Source organism: Snodgrassella sp. B3837 (assembly GCF_026535955.1).
GTDB lineage: Bacteria > Pseudomonadota > Gammaproteobacteria > Burkholderiales > Neisseriaceae > Snodgrassella > Snodgrassella alvi_E.
On record NZ_JAFNPI010000019.1, the window covers coordinates 63,772 to 81,102 of the forward strand.

At 44.9% G+C, this 17,331-nt stretch carries 16 protein-coding genes; 5 read left to right on the forward strand and 11 right to left on the reverse strand.

Annotated elements, in window-relative coordinates; genetic code table 11:
• Positions 1-266: 266 nt before the first annotated feature.
• The 4 genes from J3U67_RS07205 to J3U67_RS07220 form a co-directional block, all read right to left on the reverse strand.
• Positions 267-944, reverse strand: a complete 678-nt coding sequence (locus J3U67_RS07205) for a protein-L-isoaspartate(D-aspartate) O-methyltransferase (protein ID WP_323811382.1) — start codon at positions 942-944, stop codon at positions 267-269.
• Positions 938-1,690, reverse strand: coding sequence for a 5'/3'-nucleotidase SurE (gene surE, locus J3U67_RS07210; RefSeq protein ID WP_267404542.1), 753 nt, complete (start codon positions 1,688-1,690; stop codon positions 938-940). The genes J3U67_RS07205 and surE overlap by 7 nt, the downstream gene beginning before the upstream one ends.
• Positions 1,691-2,106: 416 nt before the next feature.
• On the reverse strand, positions 2,107-3,243 hold the full coding sequence (locus tag J3U67_RS07215; RefSeq protein ID WP_267404544.1) for a polyamine ABC transporter substrate-binding protein: 1,137 nt from the start codon (positions 3,241-3,243) through the stop codon (positions 2,107-2,109).
• Positions 3,244-3,419: 176 nt separating this feature from the next.
• On the reverse strand, positions 3,420-4,997 hold the full coding sequence (locus J3U67_RS07220; RefSeq protein WP_267404546.1) for an inorganic phosphate transporter: 1,578 nt from the start codon (positions 4,995-4,997) through the stop codon (positions 3,420-3,422).
• A 650-nt stretch (positions 4,998-5,647) separates the two neighbouring features.
• On the opposite strand from J3U67_RS07220, the gene J3U67_RS07225 reads away from it, so the two are divergent.
• Positions 5,648-7,291, forward strand: coding sequence for a lactate permease LctP family transporter (locus J3U67_RS07225; RefSeq protein ID WP_267404548.1), 1,644 nt, complete (start codon positions 5,648-5,650; stop codon positions 7,289-7,291).
• Between the two features lie 56 nt (positions 7,292-7,347).
• On the opposite strand, the gene moaA is transcribed toward J3U67_RS07225, so the two are convergent.
• Entirely contained in the window at positions 7,348-8,322 is a 975-nt protein-coding gene (gene moaA / locus J3U67_RS07230) for a GTP 3',8-cyclase MoaA (RefSeq protein ID WP_267404550.1), read from the reverse strand.
• A gap of 185 nt (positions 8,323-8,507) precedes the next feature.
• Here moaA and J3U67_RS07235 point away from each other — a divergent pair, with 185 nt between their 5' ends.
• From J3U67_RS07235 to glp, 4 genes are read left to right on the forward strand one after another with little or no spacing between them, the layout of a single operon-like run.
• Complete coding sequence (locus J3U67_RS07235) at positions 8,508-8,756, forward strand: MoaD/ThiS family protein (protein WP_100152289.1); 249 nt, start codon at positions 8,508-8,510, stop codon at positions 8,754-8,756.
• A 1-nt stretch (position 8,757) separates the two neighbouring features.
• On the forward strand, positions 8,758-9,219 hold the full coding sequence (locus J3U67_RS07240) for a molybdenum cofactor biosynthesis protein MoaE (RefSeq protein WP_267391245.1): 462 nt from the start codon (positions 8,758-8,760) through the stop codon (positions 9,217-9,219).
• Positions 9,210-9,794, forward strand: a complete 585-nt coding sequence (gene mobA / locus J3U67_RS07245) for a molybdenum cofactor guanylyltransferase (RefSeq protein ID WP_267404553.1) — start codon at positions 9,210-9,212, stop codon at positions 9,792-9,794. The genes J3U67_RS07240 and mobA overlap by 10 nt, the downstream gene beginning before the upstream one ends.
• A gap of 23 nt (positions 9,795-9,817) precedes the next feature.
• Positions 9,818-11,008 (forward strand): gephyrin-like molybdotransferase Glp, encoded by a 1,191-nt coding sequence (gene glp / locus J3U67_RS07250; RefSeq protein ID WP_267391247.1) that lies wholly within the window; start codon positions 9,818-9,820, stop codon positions 11,006-11,008.
• 489 nt (positions 11,009-11,497) lie between these two features.
• Here glp and J3U67_RS07255 read toward each other — a convergent pair whose 3' ends face one another.
• From J3U67_RS07255 to fdxH, 6 genes are all read right to left on the reverse strand, one after another.
• Complete coding sequence (locus J3U67_RS07255; RefSeq protein ID WP_267404555.1) at positions 11,498-12,058, reverse strand: hypothetical protein; 561 nt, start codon at positions 12,056-12,058, stop codon at positions 11,498-11,500.
• A gap of 141 nt (positions 12,059-12,199) precedes the next feature.
• Positions 12,200-13,129: a formate dehydrogenase accessory protein FdhE gene (locus J3U67_RS07260; protein ID WP_267391249.1), complete on the reverse strand. Its 930-nt coding sequence runs from the start codon at positions 13,127-13,129 to the stop codon at positions 12,200-12,202.
• A gap of 253 nt (positions 13,130-13,382) precedes the next feature.
• Positions 13,383-14,708, reverse strand: coding sequence for a cation:dicarboxylate symporter family transporter (locus J3U67_RS07265; RefSeq protein ID WP_100139801.1), 1,326 nt, complete (start codon positions 14,706-14,708; stop codon positions 13,383-13,385).
• Positions 14,709-14,797: 89 nt separating this feature from the next.
• Positions 14,798-15,610 (reverse strand): formate dehydrogenase accessory sulfurtransferase FdhD, encoded by an 813-nt coding sequence (gene fdhD, locus J3U67_RS07270; RefSeq protein ID WP_267391250.1) that lies wholly within the window; start codon positions 15,608-15,610, stop codon positions 14,798-14,800.
• Between the two features lie 133 nt (positions 15,611-15,743).
• On the reverse strand, positions 15,744-16,406 hold the full coding sequence (locus tag J3U67_RS07275) for a formate dehydrogenase subunit gamma (protein ID WP_100139799.1): 663 nt from the start codon (positions 16,404-16,406) through the stop codon (positions 15,744-15,746).
• Positions 16,406-17,320, reverse strand: a complete 915-nt coding sequence (gene fdxH, locus J3U67_RS07280; protein ID WP_100139798.1) for a formate dehydrogenase subunit beta — start codon at positions 17,318-17,320, stop codon at positions 16,406-16,408. Before fdxH ends, J3U67_RS07275 begins: the two co-directional genes overlap by 1 nt.
• Between the last annotated feature and the right edge of the window lie 11 nt (positions 17,321-17,331).

Sequence of the window (17,331 nt, forward strand, 5' to 3'; positions counted from 1 at the left end):
TAGACAATACAGCCTGCATAAGAAATATGATTATTTTCGGCTGCTATGCCTATGGACATGAGGACATTATTTGCCAAGTAGCTGAACACCAAATTGAGATAGCACCGCAAATCTCAATCTTGATGGCAGTAGTTTTGGTAATTTTCTGTTAATTTACACAGATGGTATTTTGCTATCTGCGAAAAATGTAATCTTAATATCAGTAAGCAGCCTTTGGCTCACGGCAGAGTTGTTAACATCAAGCTTAATTTTTTACAAGGATAGATTTATTTATCATTCACCAATGGCACAAATAAAGTCTGTTGGACACAGGTTTCCTGATAGCCTTCCGCTGTTTTATCAATTACCCACAAAAACTGCACGCCTCCCTCATCCAGTGGCAACACCATGCGCCCGCCAATAGAAAGTTGCTGCAACAGCGGCAAGGGGACTTCTTTCGGTGCAGCGGTGAGAATAATGCAATCAAAAGGTGCTTCCTGAGGTAAGCCCAGATAGCCATCGCCACATACCAGCCGTGCATGGGCAAGTAAACGAACTGCACGCAGGTTTTGTTTGGCGCGCTCATGTAGCGGACGCAACCGCTCAATAGAATAAATTTCGCGTAAACCCAGTGCTTGTAGAATAGCCGTCTGATATCCGCAGCCGGTCCCGATTTCCAGAATACGCAGACTCGGGTTGATAGCGCGTCTGGCAAACAACAACTGCGTCATCACTGCCACGGTATACGGCTGGGAAATGGTCTGTCCCAACCCTAAAGGCAGCGACATATCATCATACGCATGCGAACGCAGTGCTTCTTCAACAAAAACGTGACGCGGCACAGCAGTCATAGCGGATAACACTTCCGTGCGGGTAATTCCCATTTGGCGCAGTCTTTCTACCATCCGAGCCCGCCGGAATTCATAGCCTGTCCAGCTCACGCCTTGTCCCACTTCTGTCACCACTGAACATCTTGCAAAAAAGTGCTGACTGCACCCATTTGCTGATAATCAGTTAAATCAAGGGTAAGCGGTGTAATAGTCACGAAACCGGCTTCATTGTCGCTAAAATCCGTATCCTGCCAGCTGGTATCGGCAGGCCCTACACCACCAATCCAATACATGGTTTCGCCGCGTGGACTATCTAACGGCACAATACACTGTTCGTGATGCCGGCGGCCGAGTCTGGCCACACGATAACCCTGAACACTCTCTGGAGTAACAGCCGGAATATTGATATTCCATAACAACGGTTGGTCTGGCTGCTGTGTGCATATTTTGGATAAAACAGTAGCTACCGCTTTTTCAGCTGTCTCCCAGTAGCGGCCACTGCGGTCATTAATCGAAAAGGCCAGTGCTGGTATACCCATCAGAAAAGCCTCAGTAGCAGCGGCTACGGTACCGGAATACAAGACATCATCGCCCATATTGGCGCCATGATTGATGCCAGAAAGCACTAAATCTGGTTTGAAATCGGACATGGTATGCAGCGCAACGTGGATACAGTCAGTGGGCGTGCCGTTGACATAAAAAAAGCCATTAGCAGCATTTTTTATCGACAGAGGACGATTGAGGGTAAATGAGTTACTTACACCACTTTGGTCGCTTTCCGGTGCCACGACTCTTACTTCGGCAAACTCTGCCGCCACCTTCGCTAGTAGAGCTAATCCTGCGGATAAATATCCATCATCGTTACAAATTAAAATTCTCATACCTATCCCAGTTAAAAATCTTTGTCTTGCTACAACTGGGCTACTTTAAGCCCATAGAAATTGCTGGTAGCCTGTTTCAATTATTGAAATAAAAGGCTGGAGACACCTGAAAGCCATCTGCAGGCAACTGCCAGAATCTCTGCTGAAACCTATCTGCTTTAAGCTCAGCCACTAATTATAAGGGTTTACACCTGTTCTGACAGCTATATATGCTGATTTTGTGCCAACAAACAAGCATGCAATGCAGATATTCTGTGTAAAAACGACCAGACAGGATGTATTGATTAACTGTTATCAATGGAAACTGTGTAAAAGTAATAACATAAAAAACGAACCGAAACGGTTCGTTTTTTTAGACTACTAAGTAAGATGTAGGCAATGAAAGAATTGAGCATTTGCATTTCAGCAATCAATCGCTATTGACCTGCTTTTACCTGCTGAAACAGGCGTACCGCCAGACGCACTGCATCCTGAGATTTGGGTGATACCACAAAACTTTTATCCAGCACTGCCTGTGTGGGGAATATACTTGGATCACTACTGATTTCGCTATTCATCAGAGCCCGTGCCGGTTTGCTGGCCGGAGCAAACGTTACATAATTACCATTTTTGGCAGCCACTTTAGGATTAAGAGTGTAATTGATGTATTTAAGCGCATTGGCAACATTCTGAGCATCTTTGGGAATCATAAATGAATCAATCCAAATACCCACTCCCTCTTTCGGTGCCAGTACCTCTAAATGAACGCCGCTTTTGGCATCCTCAGCTCGTTTTTTGGCTATATTCAGGTCGCCGCCATAGCCTGTAGCTACACACAGGTCTCCGCGCGCCATATCATCTATATAGCCTGAAGAACTAAAGCGCTTGATGTCATTACGCACAGATTTAATCAAATTGGTTGCCGCACGGATATCCTCCGGCGCACTACTGTTCGGGTCTTTACCCAGATAATGCAGAGCCAGAGGATACAGCTCGGTAGGGCTGTCAAACAGCGAAATGCCACAGCTTTTGAGTTTATGCGTATAGGCAGGATTGAATACCAAGTCCCACAGATTATCTGGCAGCTTGCCGTCCAGTGCTTTATCAACCAGAACCTTATTGATGCCAATGGTATTCATACCCCAGAAATAAGGTACTGCGTATTTATTACCTGGATCGACCTTATCCATCATTTTTAGCAGATTAGGGTCGATATTATTGTAGTAAGACAGCTGGCTTTTGTTAACGGGCTGATAGGCGCCCGCCTTGATTTCGCGGCCGACATTGGCTATAGACGGCACCACCAAATCATAGCCGGAACGGCCAATCAGGATTTTAGCTTCTAGTGTTTCGTTACTGTCATAATAGTCGTAACGAACTTTGATTTTATTTTCTTTTTCAAAAGTTTTTACGGTATCAGGGTCTACGTAATCCGACCAGTTGTAGATATTGAGCTGATCTGTGGGATTCATGACTCCGTTAGTGGAGGCCGCATTTTTGTTTGCTGTACCGGCATCCGAGCATGCAGCAATCAGCACACTGACGATGGCTGACAATACCAGTGATTTTTTCATACACGATTTCCAATTTGTATGCCCACAGTAATGAGGGAAGCAAGTATCTATATGACGTGCACCAGCACAGCCACCTCTAAACCGACATTAAACTGTGAAATACAGCACCACGCAAGAGTATTTGGCAAATTATTACAGTGTATGCACCCAGCAAGGACACAAACTTGCCCGATATGCTAAAAAATCGTACGGAAAAACCAAAATAATACACCGGCCAGCAGTATGGAAACAGGTAGGGTCAATACCCACGCCATAACCAGATTGCGGATGGTAGACTTTTGCAATCCACTTTTATTGGCAGCCATGGTACCGGCAATACCCGAAGTCAGTACATGTGTGGTGCTGACCGGTAAGCCAAAACGGTCGGCAGCAAAAATCAGCGAAGCAGTCACCAGCTCGGCAGAAGCACCCTGTGCATACGATAAATGAGTTTTACCGATTTTTTCGCCCACTGTTACCACAATTCTCTTCCAACCCACTAGTGTACCTAGTCCCAGCGCTAGTGCCACCAGTACCTTCACCCACACCGGAATATACTTGGTAGCATGGTCTATAGACGTATGATAAGCCTTCAAACTCGCTATTTGTGCCGAATTAAGATTATATTGGCGATGCAAGCTATTTTTTTGCAGCAAGGTTAGCGATTCTGACACCAAATACATATCATTGCGAATATTGCCTACCTGCTCCGGCGGCAGATTACGCAGGCTGTCGCTTTTACTGACATCATGCGCCACAATATGCACCAGCTGCGCGAGCGCTGCCAGCTGCTGCGGCGTACCCTGCTTGTCTTCTACCAAAGCAGTGACCTCAGCACGTGCATCTGCATTTTGCGGCAGTACCAAGCCCGCTGGCAGCAATCCTTCTATAGTTTGCTGGGCAGAAAGCGAATTAGCCGAAAACTTCACCCATTCTTCTCTGGGCACAGCATGATTCAATGCATAGGCCATTGGGACGGTTCCTATCAAAATCAGCATAATTAGTCCCATGCCTTTCTGACCATCGTTCGAACCATGTGCAAAGCTTACCGTGGTACAGGTAAAAATCAGCAATAGGCGTATCGGCCACGGTGGCGGAGCGTCATTTTCCGGTGCACGGTACAAGGCTGGTATTCGCAGCAATTTTTTCGATAAAATCAGCAGCAGACCAGCCAGCACAAAACCAAGCAGCGGAGAAAAAAGCAGGGATTCGCCCACATTGATCACCTGTTTCCAGCTCACGCCACTGGTACCCAGATGAGCAGACATTAGCTGATTGGCCACTCCGACACCGATAATCGAACCAATCAACGTATGCGAACTGGATGCAGGCAAACCCAGCCACCAGGTACTAAGGTTCCAGATAATTGCTGCGGACAATAATGCAAATATCATTGCATATCCGACGCCACTGCCCATATGTAGAATCAGTTCAACCGGCAGCAGTGAAATCACACCATAAGCAACAGCACCGGTAGATAGCATTACCCCAAGAAAATTAAACACACCAGACCAGATTACAGCAGTATTAGGACTGAGCGAGCGCGTGTAAATCACGCTGGCTACGGCATTGGCCGTATCATGAAACCCATTCACAAACTCAAATGCCAGTGCAATCAGCAAAGCAACTGTTAATAAGGCATAGACCAGCAATGAAGACCGGGGAATACCCTGCAGATCATGATAGATACACACCGCAGCATAAGCTAATCCGCTAAGCAATATCAGCAGAAACAAAACAATACTTACTTTACCCGTTTTCCCAGATACAGACATAATTGCCCCAGACGACGAGGTCGTAGACGAAGCAGACACAGTTTTCTCCCTATTAGCAGGTGCTATCCTGACTTATTGTAAAAGACCAACATGACAACTTTGTGACAGACACAATAATTTTGCCGGCTGTTTGTTTTTCTCCTTAAAAGCCTATTTTTTTTCGCTGTTCAAGCAGCGACTTATCACATACTAATCTCAGCAAGACACAGCTTTGCTTAGCCTCAACCATATGGAATTCATTCGCTATTTTGTTACATTGAGTATACAGACAGTCTATATAATCTGCCACGATTTACCGGAGTCAATCTGTTTACTACCAGATACAGTGTCAGCCAATTCTCAGTGACGTACATACTTGTGCTACTGCCGCAAGCTTATCTAGCCGGCTTTCTCAATCACACATTTAGCTCATGCAGATAAACATTTATTAGCCGCAACAGCCACATTCAGTCAGTCGTTTATCATTACATTTATTGAAATAAAACCACAAACATTGACGATAACATTTTTATTTCTTAAAGTAACAGTCACAGCAGCATTACGGCCACAATACCATTAATTTGATTCATAAAAATCAACACTAATCACAAATATTCCGCATATACCAATCAATTTTAAGCCAACATACTCACACATTGAGGAGAAACCACATGCAAACATGGGTACAAAACTACTCGGCATTAGGCAACAGTGTCTACCTGACCCTACTGGCTGCCCTGTTACCCATAATATTTTTCTTCGTGGCACTTACTGTCTTGCGCATGAAAGGCCATATTGCCGGAGCCATCACCTTGGTTCTTGCAATTATCGTGGCCGTAGCAGCCTATAAAATGCCGCCGGTACTTGCATTATCGTCCGCATTATATGGTTTTTTCTATGGCCTGTGGCCAATAGCTTGGATTATCATTACAGCCGTATTTCTGTATAACCTGACCGTTAAAACCGGCCATTTTGACATCATCCGCGCTTCGATTCTCTCTATCACCGAAGATCAGCGTCTACAACTGCTGCTCATCGGTTTTTGCTTCGGCTCCTTTCTAGAAGGTGCAGCTGGATTCGGAGCACCGGTTGCTATTAGTGCGGCACTGCTGGTAGGGTTGGGTTTCAGACCCTTGTTTGCAGCTGGCTTATGCCTGATTGCAGATACTGCTCCGGTAGCCTTTGGGGCACTGGGTATTCCGATTCTGGTCGGTGGACAGGTTTCTGGTATCGATCCCTTTCATATTGGCCAGCTGGCCGGTCGCCAACTGCCAATGATGTCTGTTGTTATACCGTTTTATCTGATATTTATCATGGATGGCATGCGGGGTATCCGCCAAACCTGGCCGGCACTGCTGGTGTCTGGCGTATCCTTTGCCGGTACACAGTTTATTACCGCCAATTTCATTGGCCCCGAATTACCTGATGTAACTTCAGCCCTCGTTAGTATGGTGTGCCTGACTCTGTTTTTACAGAAATGGCAGCCCAAACAAATATTCACCTTTAACGGCATGCAGCAGTCCAGCACTCAGCGCAAAACCACAGAATATAGTAAAAAACAAATTATGCTGGCATGGTCACCGTTTGTTATCCTAACTGTGTGTGTGGCCGTATGGACAATCAAACCGCTGCAATCATGGTTGAATTCATTCAGTCAGATTAAGATTCACTGGCCAATGCTGGATAATTTGGTTATCAAAACAGCTCCTATCGTTGCTGAAAACGCTCCGATAGCGGCTGAATTCAAGCTGAATATTCTTGGCGCTGTTGGTACCTCCATTCTGCTGGCAGCCATCATTTCCGTGCTTATCCTGAAAATTAAACCACGTCTTGCCATTGATACATTCAAAAGCACTCTGTACGACCTGCGTTTTCCAGTGCTTTCTATCGGGCTGGTATTGGCCTTTGCCTATGTGGTTAACTACTCAGGCCTATCCTCAACACTGGCTCTGGCACTGGCTGATACCGGCAAAGCATTCCCTTTTTTCTCACCATTTCTCGGCTGGATAGGCGTATTCCTAACCGGCTCCGACACTTCTGCAAATGCCCTGTTTGGTGCACTACAGGCTAATACAGCCTTGCAGGTAGGCATGGATCCTGTATTGGCTGTGGCAGCCAATTCTGTTGGTGGGGTAACTGGCAAAATGATATCCCCACAATCTATTGCCATTGCCTGTGCCGCAGTAGGACTGGCGGGCAAGGAATCCGACTTGTTCCGCTTTACTGTGCGTCACAGTCTGTTTTTCTGTCTGATTGCCGGTATATTTACATTGGTGCAAACCTATCTACTTCCATGGACACTGACTCTGTTTTGATTGACACAAAAAAGCCCGCTAAACCAGCGGGCTTTTTTTAGGGTGTAACTTCAGTATCAGCCACCTGTTTTAGCCATAATGCGCACAATCTTATCCGGCTGCTCATTAAATTCATGCTTTTCCGGTTTTAAATCCACTGCATGCCGGATGGCTGCTTCTAATTGCTCATCGCTACAGCTTGCAGCCAGCAAAGGCTTCAGAGCCATACTTTGATCCTGACCCAGACACAGATATAACGTACCATCAACCGACATCCGCACCCGATTGCAGGTAGCACAGAAATGCTGCGAGCGCGGTGTAATTAACCCCAGCGTAAAACGACCATCAACACTTTCCCAATATTTAGCTGGCCCGCCACCATAAACATGCTGGCTCTCATGCAACTGATATTTTGGCCGCAGATTTTCAATTAGTTCGAGCAGATTGAAATACTCCAGTTTACGTCCGCTCATACCCATTGGCATAACCTCAATCAGGCGCAAAATAAAGCCGTTTTCAATACAGAACGCCACCATATCGTCAATATCAGCAGTATTAACGCCGGGCAGCGGCACCATATTGATTTTAATCCGTTCAAAACCAGCATCGCGTGCCGCCTGCAAACTGTCTATTACTTTATCAAAACTATCCTTGCCGGATATCTCCTGCACACATTCTCGTCGCAAGGAATCAAGACTAACATTCAGCCGATTGAGCCCTGCCTGGCGCAAATCAGAAGCATATTTCTTTAGCTGCGTACCATTGGTGGTTAAAGACAAATCCTCTACCCCTGGCAATGCTGCCAGCCGCGCCACCAGTTCAGGCAAATTTTTTCGCAGCAACGGCTCACCGCCGGTTAACCGAAACCGCGACACCCCCATGCGCGCAAAAGCTCCGGCCACCCGCTCAATCTCCGCAAACGACAACCAGTTTGCTGGCTTTTCAAATTCTGTAAATCCTTGCGGAATACAATAAGTACAGCGTAAATCGCATTTATCCGTTACCGAAATGCGCAGATAATCAATACGTCTGTTGAAGCGGTCAATCAGCATGAGTAAAGTAAGTGCCTGATACAGAATATTATTCCCGCAAAGGCAAATTTCTAGAAAACTTGAGAAAAAACAGCTATTTTATATTATTTTTCTGCATAAATACAATTGCATCAACAGCAGCCATCTGCCACAGCAGGAAAAAAAACGGCATAATAAACCATTATTGATTGCTATATGTTTACTTCATGATTACCGTGATTTATCTGGCACGCTTTGCCGAAGAGCTTGGTCTGGCACAGGAACAGCTTCCTCTAAACTTTACCGACACTAATACCCTTCTCTCCCACCTACGTCAGCGCGGCAAACCTTGGCAACAGGTACTGGCTGAGGGGAATGTCTACAAAATTGCCGTCAATAACGTTATCCGGCATGGCAATACCAGCCTACAGGACGGAGACAGCATCGCACTGCTGCCACCAGTAACCGGAGGCTGATATGCAGACAAGGATTCTAATACAGACGGAAGATTTCAATCTCAGCCACGAACTGGCACTGGCAGAAGCCAGTGCACCAGATTGCGGAGCTGTCGTCAGCTTCATTGGCAAAGTGCGAGGTAATGACAATCCGCAGCAGCCTCTCAGCCACCTTTTTCTCACCCACATGCCCGAAGCTACAGAGAATGAAATCAGCAATATCATCACTCAGGCGGCACAACGCTGGACATTACCTTATGTTTGCGTGATTCATCGCATCGGCAACTTGCCCGTAGGCGCTCAGATCGTACTTGTCCTTACCGCCAGTGGCCATCGCGAACATGCTTATCAGGCCAATCACTTCATCATGGATTATCTTAAAACCGAAGCACCATTCTGGAAAAAAGAATGTTTTGCCAATGGTAAACAGCATTGGGTAGAAATGAAACACAGCGACCAACAGCGTAAGCAATCATGGCAATAAATGCACAGCTTGGCCTGATTATACTGGCCGGCGGACTCGGTACTCGTGTTGGCGGAGTCAACAAAGCCCTACTGCCACTTAACGGACAACCTCTGCTCACGCTTGTTCTACAACAGCTGCACCATTGTAGCGAGCACATCATTATTAGTGCCAATCGCGATATCGACAAGTTGAGCCGCTACGGATATCCCGTCTGTACCGATCTACCTGACTATCAGCAAATGGGACCACTGGCCGGAATAGTCAGCGCTGCACAAACCTTACCATCACACATCGAATATGTGCAGATAGTACCTTGCGACCTGCCCTTTCTAAGCGCCGAGATTATTAACGGTCTGTTTCAGACACTGTATCAACAGCCAGAGCTGGATATCGTTTGTGCCGCAGACAATAGCAATCTGCATCCCATTGTCTGCCAGATGCGCCGGCATCATTTAGCAGCTATTCAACAACAACTGCACAGCAACGGCTCACACAGCATGCGCTCTATTATTCAACCATACCGCCATGCTATCGTTACCTTTGCCAACAGCCACCCTTTTACCAACTACAACAGCAGCGCCATGTTTACCTGACTACGCTGCGGAGTAACAACATCATGATGGATTTTTATCAGGGACAGGAAACCCTGCTACAACAGACCGTCCGCGTAGTAGATAGCGAGACTGTAACACTGAATCAGGCTGCCGGTCGCATTTTGGCACAGACGCTCATCGCCACGGCCGATGCGCCAGCTTTCGACAACAGTGCCATGGACGGCTACGCCGTGTGCGGACTGGACTGCACAGAATGGCAGCTTATTGGCACAGCTGCGGCTGGAGACAGCCGGCAACAGACCTTGCAACACGGACAGGCTATGCGCATCTACACCGGCGCCGGCATTCCGCTTCAAACTGACGCCGTTATCATGCAAGAAAAAACCAGCGTCAATGGAAACATTCTTACCAGCACCCATACAGTTAATACTGGTGAAAACATACGCCGTCAAGGCGAAGAACTAAAGCAGGGCACTGTTTTACTACCGGAAGGTGCTTTGCTTACCCCTCAGGCCATCGGGCTAGCAGCTTCACAAGGTGCCAGTGAACTGCCAGTGTACCGCAAACTACGCGTCAGCGTATTCACCACCGGCGATGAACTGGTAAGCGGCAATTACAAGCTCGAGCAGCATCAGATATACGACAGCAACCGGCCAATGCTGCTAGCCTGTTTGCGCCAGTATGCATTTATCGAGGTTATTGATGGCGGCATTTTGCCGGATAAGCTCGACATCATTACCGATACTCTCGCCCGCGCAGCAGCCGACAGCGACAGTATTATTATTTCCGGAGGCGCCTCAGTTGGCGACCGCGATCTGGTTAAACCAGCTTTACAGCAGCTGGGCACCATCGAGCACTGGAAACTGGCAATAAAACCCGGTAAACCTTTTGGATGGGGCACAATCGACCTATGCCGTGTCATGCTCCTGCCTGGCAATCCGGTGGCCAGCTTCGTTACCTACAAACTAATGGGACTGCCAGCACTACAAACCGCCGCCGGCCGCCCTATTCAGCAATCCCTACCCGCATGCTATCAGGCTAAAGCAGCCTTCAGCATCGCTCCAAATCATCAGAAAAGACGAGAGTTTCTACGTGGTACCCTATGCTTTACCCAAAATGGTCCTGAAGTTCAGCTTCTGGATAAACAAGGCTCACATATGCTATCTAGTTGCGTAAATGCTCAAGTTTTAATCGATATTCCACCGCAAACTGATATTCATCAAGGGCAATGGCTGACAGTACATCCCATATAAATTATTTACTCTACTGAAAACTTCAAAAGCCTGTAGAAAAACAGGCTTTTAATTTAATTTCGAAACAATTGAATTATATTCAGATTGAAATTGAATTTAGCCTACCAAAATTCAAACATTTACTTTTATAACTTGAAATTTTATTCTTGCCTGACCTATGAATGATAAAAAAAATTCTTTATCTATAGGTTTATCAGACCCTTTTTTAAAAGCAAACAATACATAAGTTATGAAAAGCATTAAAGCTTTCTAAACAATTAGAATTTGGCACTACTAAAATTAAAAGTCTTTTAGTCCAATTTTTACATTTGTAGCAGAGTTTTAAAAATACTTCTTATCGTTTGCTGAAAACATAGCACATCTATATATATTTGTATTAATGTATCCAATAAAATAAAGATCTAATATATCAGATTATATATTATTAAAATACTTTAAAAAATAATAAAATATGGTTACTTAATCAATTAAAACACTGATTAAATTTCACTATCGTTTTAATATTCCTATATCCTTATAACAAATTACGGTAAAATATATTCCAAGCAAAATACACAATAAATCTTCATATATAACATAAGGATTAGGTATATCCGGCAATACTTTCGCATACTCCAAAGGTAAATTTATGTTCGGATTATAAGGATCATAAATGATTTTTTCTGTAGAATATTGATTCGAATCCCATTCACTAGAAGGGATATATCGCATTCTGCCTCTAGTGAGCGCATAGCCCTCGCTAAATACCCGTAGATTATCATTATTATAAGTTTTACCATTAACTTCAAAGTAATAACGATAATGATAAATAGGTGCCCTAAGAGATTTACTATTATTATTTGTTGAATATTCTGAATAACTATATATTATTTGTCCTTCAGTGACACATTTCTTAAGCTTACAATTCAGACTCAATAGATATTTAGCTTTATTTTGTAGTGAAATATAAAATTTTTGTTTATCAACTATGGAATGTACTAAACAAGACATCCCCAGCATGATGATAAATGGCCCGATGGTCATAAAAAAAAATTTCTCAAATTTGGTCATTTAATCTAATTTCTATATACAGATAAATGTTCACGTACGGTTCCGGCTAATAAATGTCTTATTGAAATTGATCGTCCAAATTGACTGTTTAAATCTATTATTTTCAATAAAGGTAAATAATTAAATAGCTTATCATTAATTTTAATGTTTAGGTATCTTTCCCATCAGTAAAAATGGATTGGCTCCGCCACGTTGCCAGCCTTCATCACTCAGAAGCATATCCAATATCAAAGAAGCCAGATCATCTGCTATTGGATCAGCATACTGCTGTTTAGCCAGACGATAACGTTTACGGTAAGCATTACAGCTGGGGCAACATTCTGCTTCAGTTGCAGCCAGAACACCTTCTGTAGCCTGCTCTATACGCTGTATACCTAAATCACGACTATTATCACAGAAGCTACAGCGAGCGCGCACACTGTGCCAGCGGCTATTACACAGGCCACAACAGAGATAGCGCAAACCTTCAAGTTCACCATGACCGATTATCACAGCACCAACGGCATCGGTACCACAGCAAGGACAAAATCCAGGTTCTGGGTATGGTTTTACTGTGTCTGCTGCTAAGCTTCTTGCTACCAATGTATAGATAACCTGTACAACAGCGTTCAACCATATTTGATAATCCTGCTGTGCTAGACCTAGCTGCTGATTGATTGCCAGCTGGCACAACCGGATACGCTCCTCGCTGCTAAGATGCAATATTTCCTGCCATACTTGTACCGCCGTAGGTGACAACTGCTCGTGGAGCAAAGCATATAAATCAGTAAACAGCTGGTCGGCTAAGCCACGATTCTCACTCAGCAAAGCCGGTGTGAATGGTAAATCTCCCTCATTAGTGGCAGGCAATACCCAGTCTGCCTCTGTATAACGCTCTAGTAAACTCTGCTGAGCTGTACATATCTCTGCCAGTAACAGCAAATATGGCTGCCAATCGCTACTGTCTTCAGCGGCCAGTTCGTTTAGGCGCAAGGCACGCTGGCTAAAAATATCAGCAGCGGGTTGCTGCCAAAACGGGATATGGAAGAATGGCTGAGCCTGTATGGCTTCCGGTGTTGCTTGTGTTTTCATATATCTTTGTTTATGTGAATGATAGCTGCGTAACCATTGCTAACGTTAAACAGCTAGTATTAGGAATAAAAATAACCAAGTTTAACTAAAAACATGCTTTTTGTCTGGTTTTACCACTGTGTCTAGAATCTAATTGGCCAAACAACGCCAGTAGAAATATTGCAGTACAGCATATACCTGTTTCGTCTGAATCACTAAGGTACATAAAAAAAGGTTCAGATGTCTCTGAACCTTTTTAGTGCCTCAAAGTGAATTATTTGATGCCCAATGTTTTTTCATAGGCACGCGCTTTTTCATCATCGAAATCATGCTCCCAGCGCGAAATAACCAGTGAAGCCAGTGCATTACCGATTACGTTTACAACGGTGCGACCCATGTCCAGAATACGGTCGATACCAAGGATAAAGCCTAAACCTTCCAATGGTATGGAAGTAGTGGCCAGCGTGGCAGACAATACCAGAAAGGATACGCCCGGTACACCAGCAATACCTTTAGAGGCCACCATCAGGGTAATGACAATCATAATCTGGTCTGTCACAGACAGGGAAATGCCGTATAGCTGAGCCAGAAAAATTACGGCAATACTCTGATACAGAGTAGAACCATCCAAGTTAAAGGAATAGCCGGTAGGGATAACAAAGCTGGTAATGGATTTCGGCGCACCATAGGCTTCCATTTTCTCAATCATTTTGGGCAGCGCTGTTTCAGAGCTGGAGGTTGAGAACGCCACAATCAATTCATCTTTAAGAATTTTGATGATGGTGAAAATATTAAAGCGGCAGAAATAGGCTACACCACCCAGTATCACCAGCGTAAACACAATCATGGCCAAATATACAATCAGAATCAGCTTCATCAGCGGTATCAGGGAGCCGAAACCGAATTTGCTGATGGTTACTGTCATGAGACCAAACACACCAATTGGCGCATAGCGCATAATCATATTGGTGATTTTAAACATCACGTCTGAAATGACTTTCAGAAAATCAGAGAAAAACAAACGCTGATTATCCGGCAGTTTGGTCAATCCCAAACCAAAGAATACACAGAAAAAGATTACAGGTAAGATTTCGCCGGTGCTAAGTGAATCAAAGATATTATGCGGAATCATGTCCAGAATCATGACAACAAGGCCATGCGGCTTTTCAGCCAAGGCTTCACTTTTCTGCACATACTGGGTAACGTTGCTGTGCTGCAGATTAGATATATCGATACCACTGCCAGGATGAAACAAATTACCAAACAGCAGACCCACGCCAATGGCAATGGTGGTAATGATTTCGAAATAGAGAATGGTTTTGCCACCTAGTCTACCCAGACTTTTGGAATTACCCAGTCCGGCAATACCAAGTGTGAGGGTACTAAGGATAATCGGCAAAACAATCATTTTAATTAGGCGGATAAAAATATCGCCCATGGGCTGTAATACGTTGACTACCCAAGATTGATAGGTTTTGTAGTATGGATGAGACGGATCTGAAAAGGTATGCAGATACAATCCCACTGCTACCCCCATAATCAGGGCAAAGAGAATTTGCCAGGCCAAATTACGGCTATATCGTTTAATAATCGATAACATAGTCGTCCTTACAGTAATTGGTAATATAGTTCTTATTCAGTCTTACAAGCGAAACAAAAACAATAGAGTATACCCTATTATTTTTAGTTTTATGTATGCGTTAAGGATGAAAAAAATTGAGGGTGGGTATAAATTACTTGGCGATGATGACGCGCAAAACCCACCAGCGTGATATTAGCCTTGTGAGCTAAATCAATGGCATAGGTGGTGGGCGCAGATACAGCCACGATACACCCGATACCGGTAATTGCTGATTTCATTACCATTTCAAAACTAGCGCGACTGGACAATACCACAAAACCCTGCTTCCAATCCACTTTTGCTTGCAACCCCCAGCCAATTAGTTTGTCCAAAGCATTGTGTCGGCCAATGTCTTCACGCGCGGTTACAATTGTGCCATCACCATCAGCCCACGCCACACCATGAACGGAACCAGTTTGCGCGCGCAGGCGTTGGTGATGGTTAAAATCGGTCAAAGCAGCGCCTATTTTGCTAAATTCGAGATTCACTGAACGCATTATAGGGGTAATTGCCGGCTGTATGGCTGCGAGGCTATCGAGACCACATAAGCCACAGCCGCTACGTCCACTCATTTGCCGGCGCCGGTTTTTCAGGCGGGCAAAAGCTGCACTGGCCAGCTCAATGTCTGCTACCAAACCATGCTGATGTTCGCTAATTTCAATGGCGTAAATCTGTTCCTTGCTTTCAATGATACCTTCACTAAAGCTGAATCCGAGAGCTAGCTCGGCAATGTTATCCGGCGTAGCCATCAGTACCACGTGGGATATACCGTTATAAACCAGTGCTACTGGGATTTCAGCACTGATATTGTCACAGATGCTGCTGCATTTTCCGTCCTGAGCTACCCAGACAGTACGGCTTTCGGCGGGAGTGTGAATCATAGGATTTAGGTCCCTATATGCAGGGAGTAGTGCTAAGAAACTGTCCTGAATATTCTTCAGGACAGATTAGAGAATCAATATTTACCTGTCTTTATAATGTCACCAGACAGGCTAGCTGATAAAGGCACGCGTTTTATTCGCTACTTTGCGTGGTAGATGTTTGCTGCGCTTTGGCGGCTTTTTTGGCCATCATTTCACGATACCAGCGCGGATGATGTTTTTTCGCCCATTCCTGCGTCACTACACCTTCAACCATAGCTGGAATGGTGCCTTTTATCCACAGAGCCGCATACACATGGATAATGATACCAACTATCAACAAAATGGCAGAAGCCGAATGCACCAGCAAGGCAATCCGCACCACCCAAATAGGAAAATAGCCGGAGAAAAACTGCCGCCACGCAATTAGACCACTGATAAACAGCAGCGCCATGCTGATTGTCATCAGCCAAAACATGCATTTCTGTCCGGCGTTGTATTTACCGGTATCACCGATTTCCTTACCCAGCAGGATGTGCTTGATACCCAGCATCCATTTGATATCGTCGCGCTCGAAAAAATTATGTTTCACATAGCGGAAAAACTGGATAAAAAATCCTAAAAACATAATGACGCCGATAAACGGGTGCAAGATGCGCGCCAGCTGCGGAGAGCCAAATACTTCTGTGAGCCAGAAAAAAGAGGGATAGAAAAAGCCAAGACCGGATACGGCCAGCAGTACGAAACAGCCGGCTACAACCCAGTGGTTAAAACGCTCGGATTTTTTATAGCGCTGAATTAATAATTTTTTGGTCATTATGCGTCGCCTTTGTCTTCGAGGATTTCACCATCACGATTCAGAACTTCCTGTTCATCATCATCAGGACGATTGGGACCAATGGTAATGTAGTGTAGCCAGCCAGCAAAAGCGGCGGCGGCAATACCAAAGGCGGCTATTGGTTTAAGCATACTTTTCCATAGCTTAACTGTGGTACTGATATGCGGATTATCCGGCAGACCGTGATACAGGCTGGGTTTATCGGCATGATGCAAAACATACATTACATGGGTACCGCCTACTCCCTGCGGGTCGTAAAGTCCGGCCTTTTCAAAGCCACGCTGTTTTAAATCCTTGATGCGTTCACTAGCCAAAAACTTCATGTCTTCCTTGCTACCAAAATGTATGGCACCAGTAGGACAAGTTTTCACACAAGCCGGTTCCTGCCCCACGGCCACACGGTCGGAGCACAATGTACATTTGTAGGCACGGTTGTCTTTTTTAGAGATACGCGGGATATTGAAAGGACAGCCGGAAATACAGTAGCCACAGCCAATACAGTTTTCCTGATGAAAATCCACAATACCATTCTCATATTGAATGATGGCACCTGGAGAAGGACAGGCTTTCAGACAGCCAGGATCGGCACAGTGCATGCAACCATCTTTACGAATTAACCATTCCAGCTTGCCGTTTTCTTCGGTTTCTGAAAAGCGCATAACGGTCCAACTATCAGCGCTTAGGTCGATTGGATTATCGTAAACGCCATGATTAGTACCAATTTCGTCGCGAATGTCATTCCATTCGGAACAAGCTGCCTGACAAGCCTTGCAGCCGATGCAAGTAGAAACATCTATAAGTTTGGCAATTTCTATGGGCTTACGAGCCTGCGGTAGCGGCGTGAGCTGATTAGTGGCCGAACGCCGTTTAATATCTAATGATTGTAAAGCCATGATTTATTCCC

Bases quoted from the DNA above. Each gene is read 5' to 3' on its own strand.
- surE (WP_267404542.1), bottom strand. From the start codon at position 1,690: ATGAGAATTTTAATTTGTAACGATGATGGATATTTATCCGCAGGATTA.
- J3U67_RS07215 (WP_267404544.1), bottom strand. From the start codon at position 3,243: ATGAAAAAATCACTGGTATTGTCAGCCATCGTCAGTGTGCTGATTGCT.
- J3U67_RS07220 (WP_267404546.1), bottom strand. From the start codon at position 4,997: ATGTCTGTATCTGGGAAAACGGGTAAAGTAAGTATTGTTTTGTTTCTG.
- J3U67_RS07225 (WP_267404548.1), top strand. From the start codon at position 5,648: ATGCAAACATGGGTACAAAACTACTCGGCATTAGGCAACAGTGTCTAC.
- moaA (WP_267404550.1), bottom strand. From the start codon at position 8,322: ATGCTGATTGACCGCTTCAACAGACGTATTGATTATCTGCGCATTTCG.
- J3U67_RS07235 (WP_100152289.1), top strand. From the start codon at position 8,508: ATGATTACCGTGATTTATCTGGCACGCTTTGCCGAAGAGCTTGGTCTG.
- J3U67_RS07240 (WP_267391245.1), top strand. From the start codon at position 8,758: ATGCAGACAAGGATTCTAATACAGACGGAAGATTTCAATCTCAGCCAC.
- mobA (WP_267404553.1), top strand. From the start codon at position 9,210: ATGGCAATAAATGCACAGCTTGGCCTGATTATACTGGCCGGCGGACTC.
- glp (WP_267391247.1), top strand. From the start codon at position 9,818: ATGATGGATTTTTATCAGGGACAGGAAACCCTGCTACAACAGACCGTC.
- J3U67_RS07255 (WP_267404555.1), bottom strand. From the start codon at position 12,058: ATGACCAAATTTGAGAAATTTTTTTTTATGACCATCGGGCCATTTATC.
- J3U67_RS07260 (WP_267391249.1), bottom strand. From the start codon at position 13,129: ATGAAAACACAAGCAACACCGGAAGCCATACAGGCTCAGCCATTCTTC.
- J3U67_RS07265 (WP_100139801.1), bottom strand. From the start codon at position 14,708: ATGTTATCGATTATTAAACGATATAGCCGTAATTTGGCCTGGCAAATT.
- fdhD (WP_267391250.1), bottom strand. From the start codon at position 15,610: ATGATTCACACTCCCGCCGAAAGCCGTACTGTCTGGGTAGCTCAGGAC.
- J3U67_RS07275 (WP_100139799.1), bottom strand. From the start codon at position 16,406: ATGACCAAAAAATTATTAATTCAGCGCTATAAAAAATCCGAGCGTTTT.
- fdxH (WP_100139798.1), bottom strand. From the start codon at position 17,320: ATGGCTTTACAATCATTAGATATTAAACGGCGTTCGGCCACTAATCAG.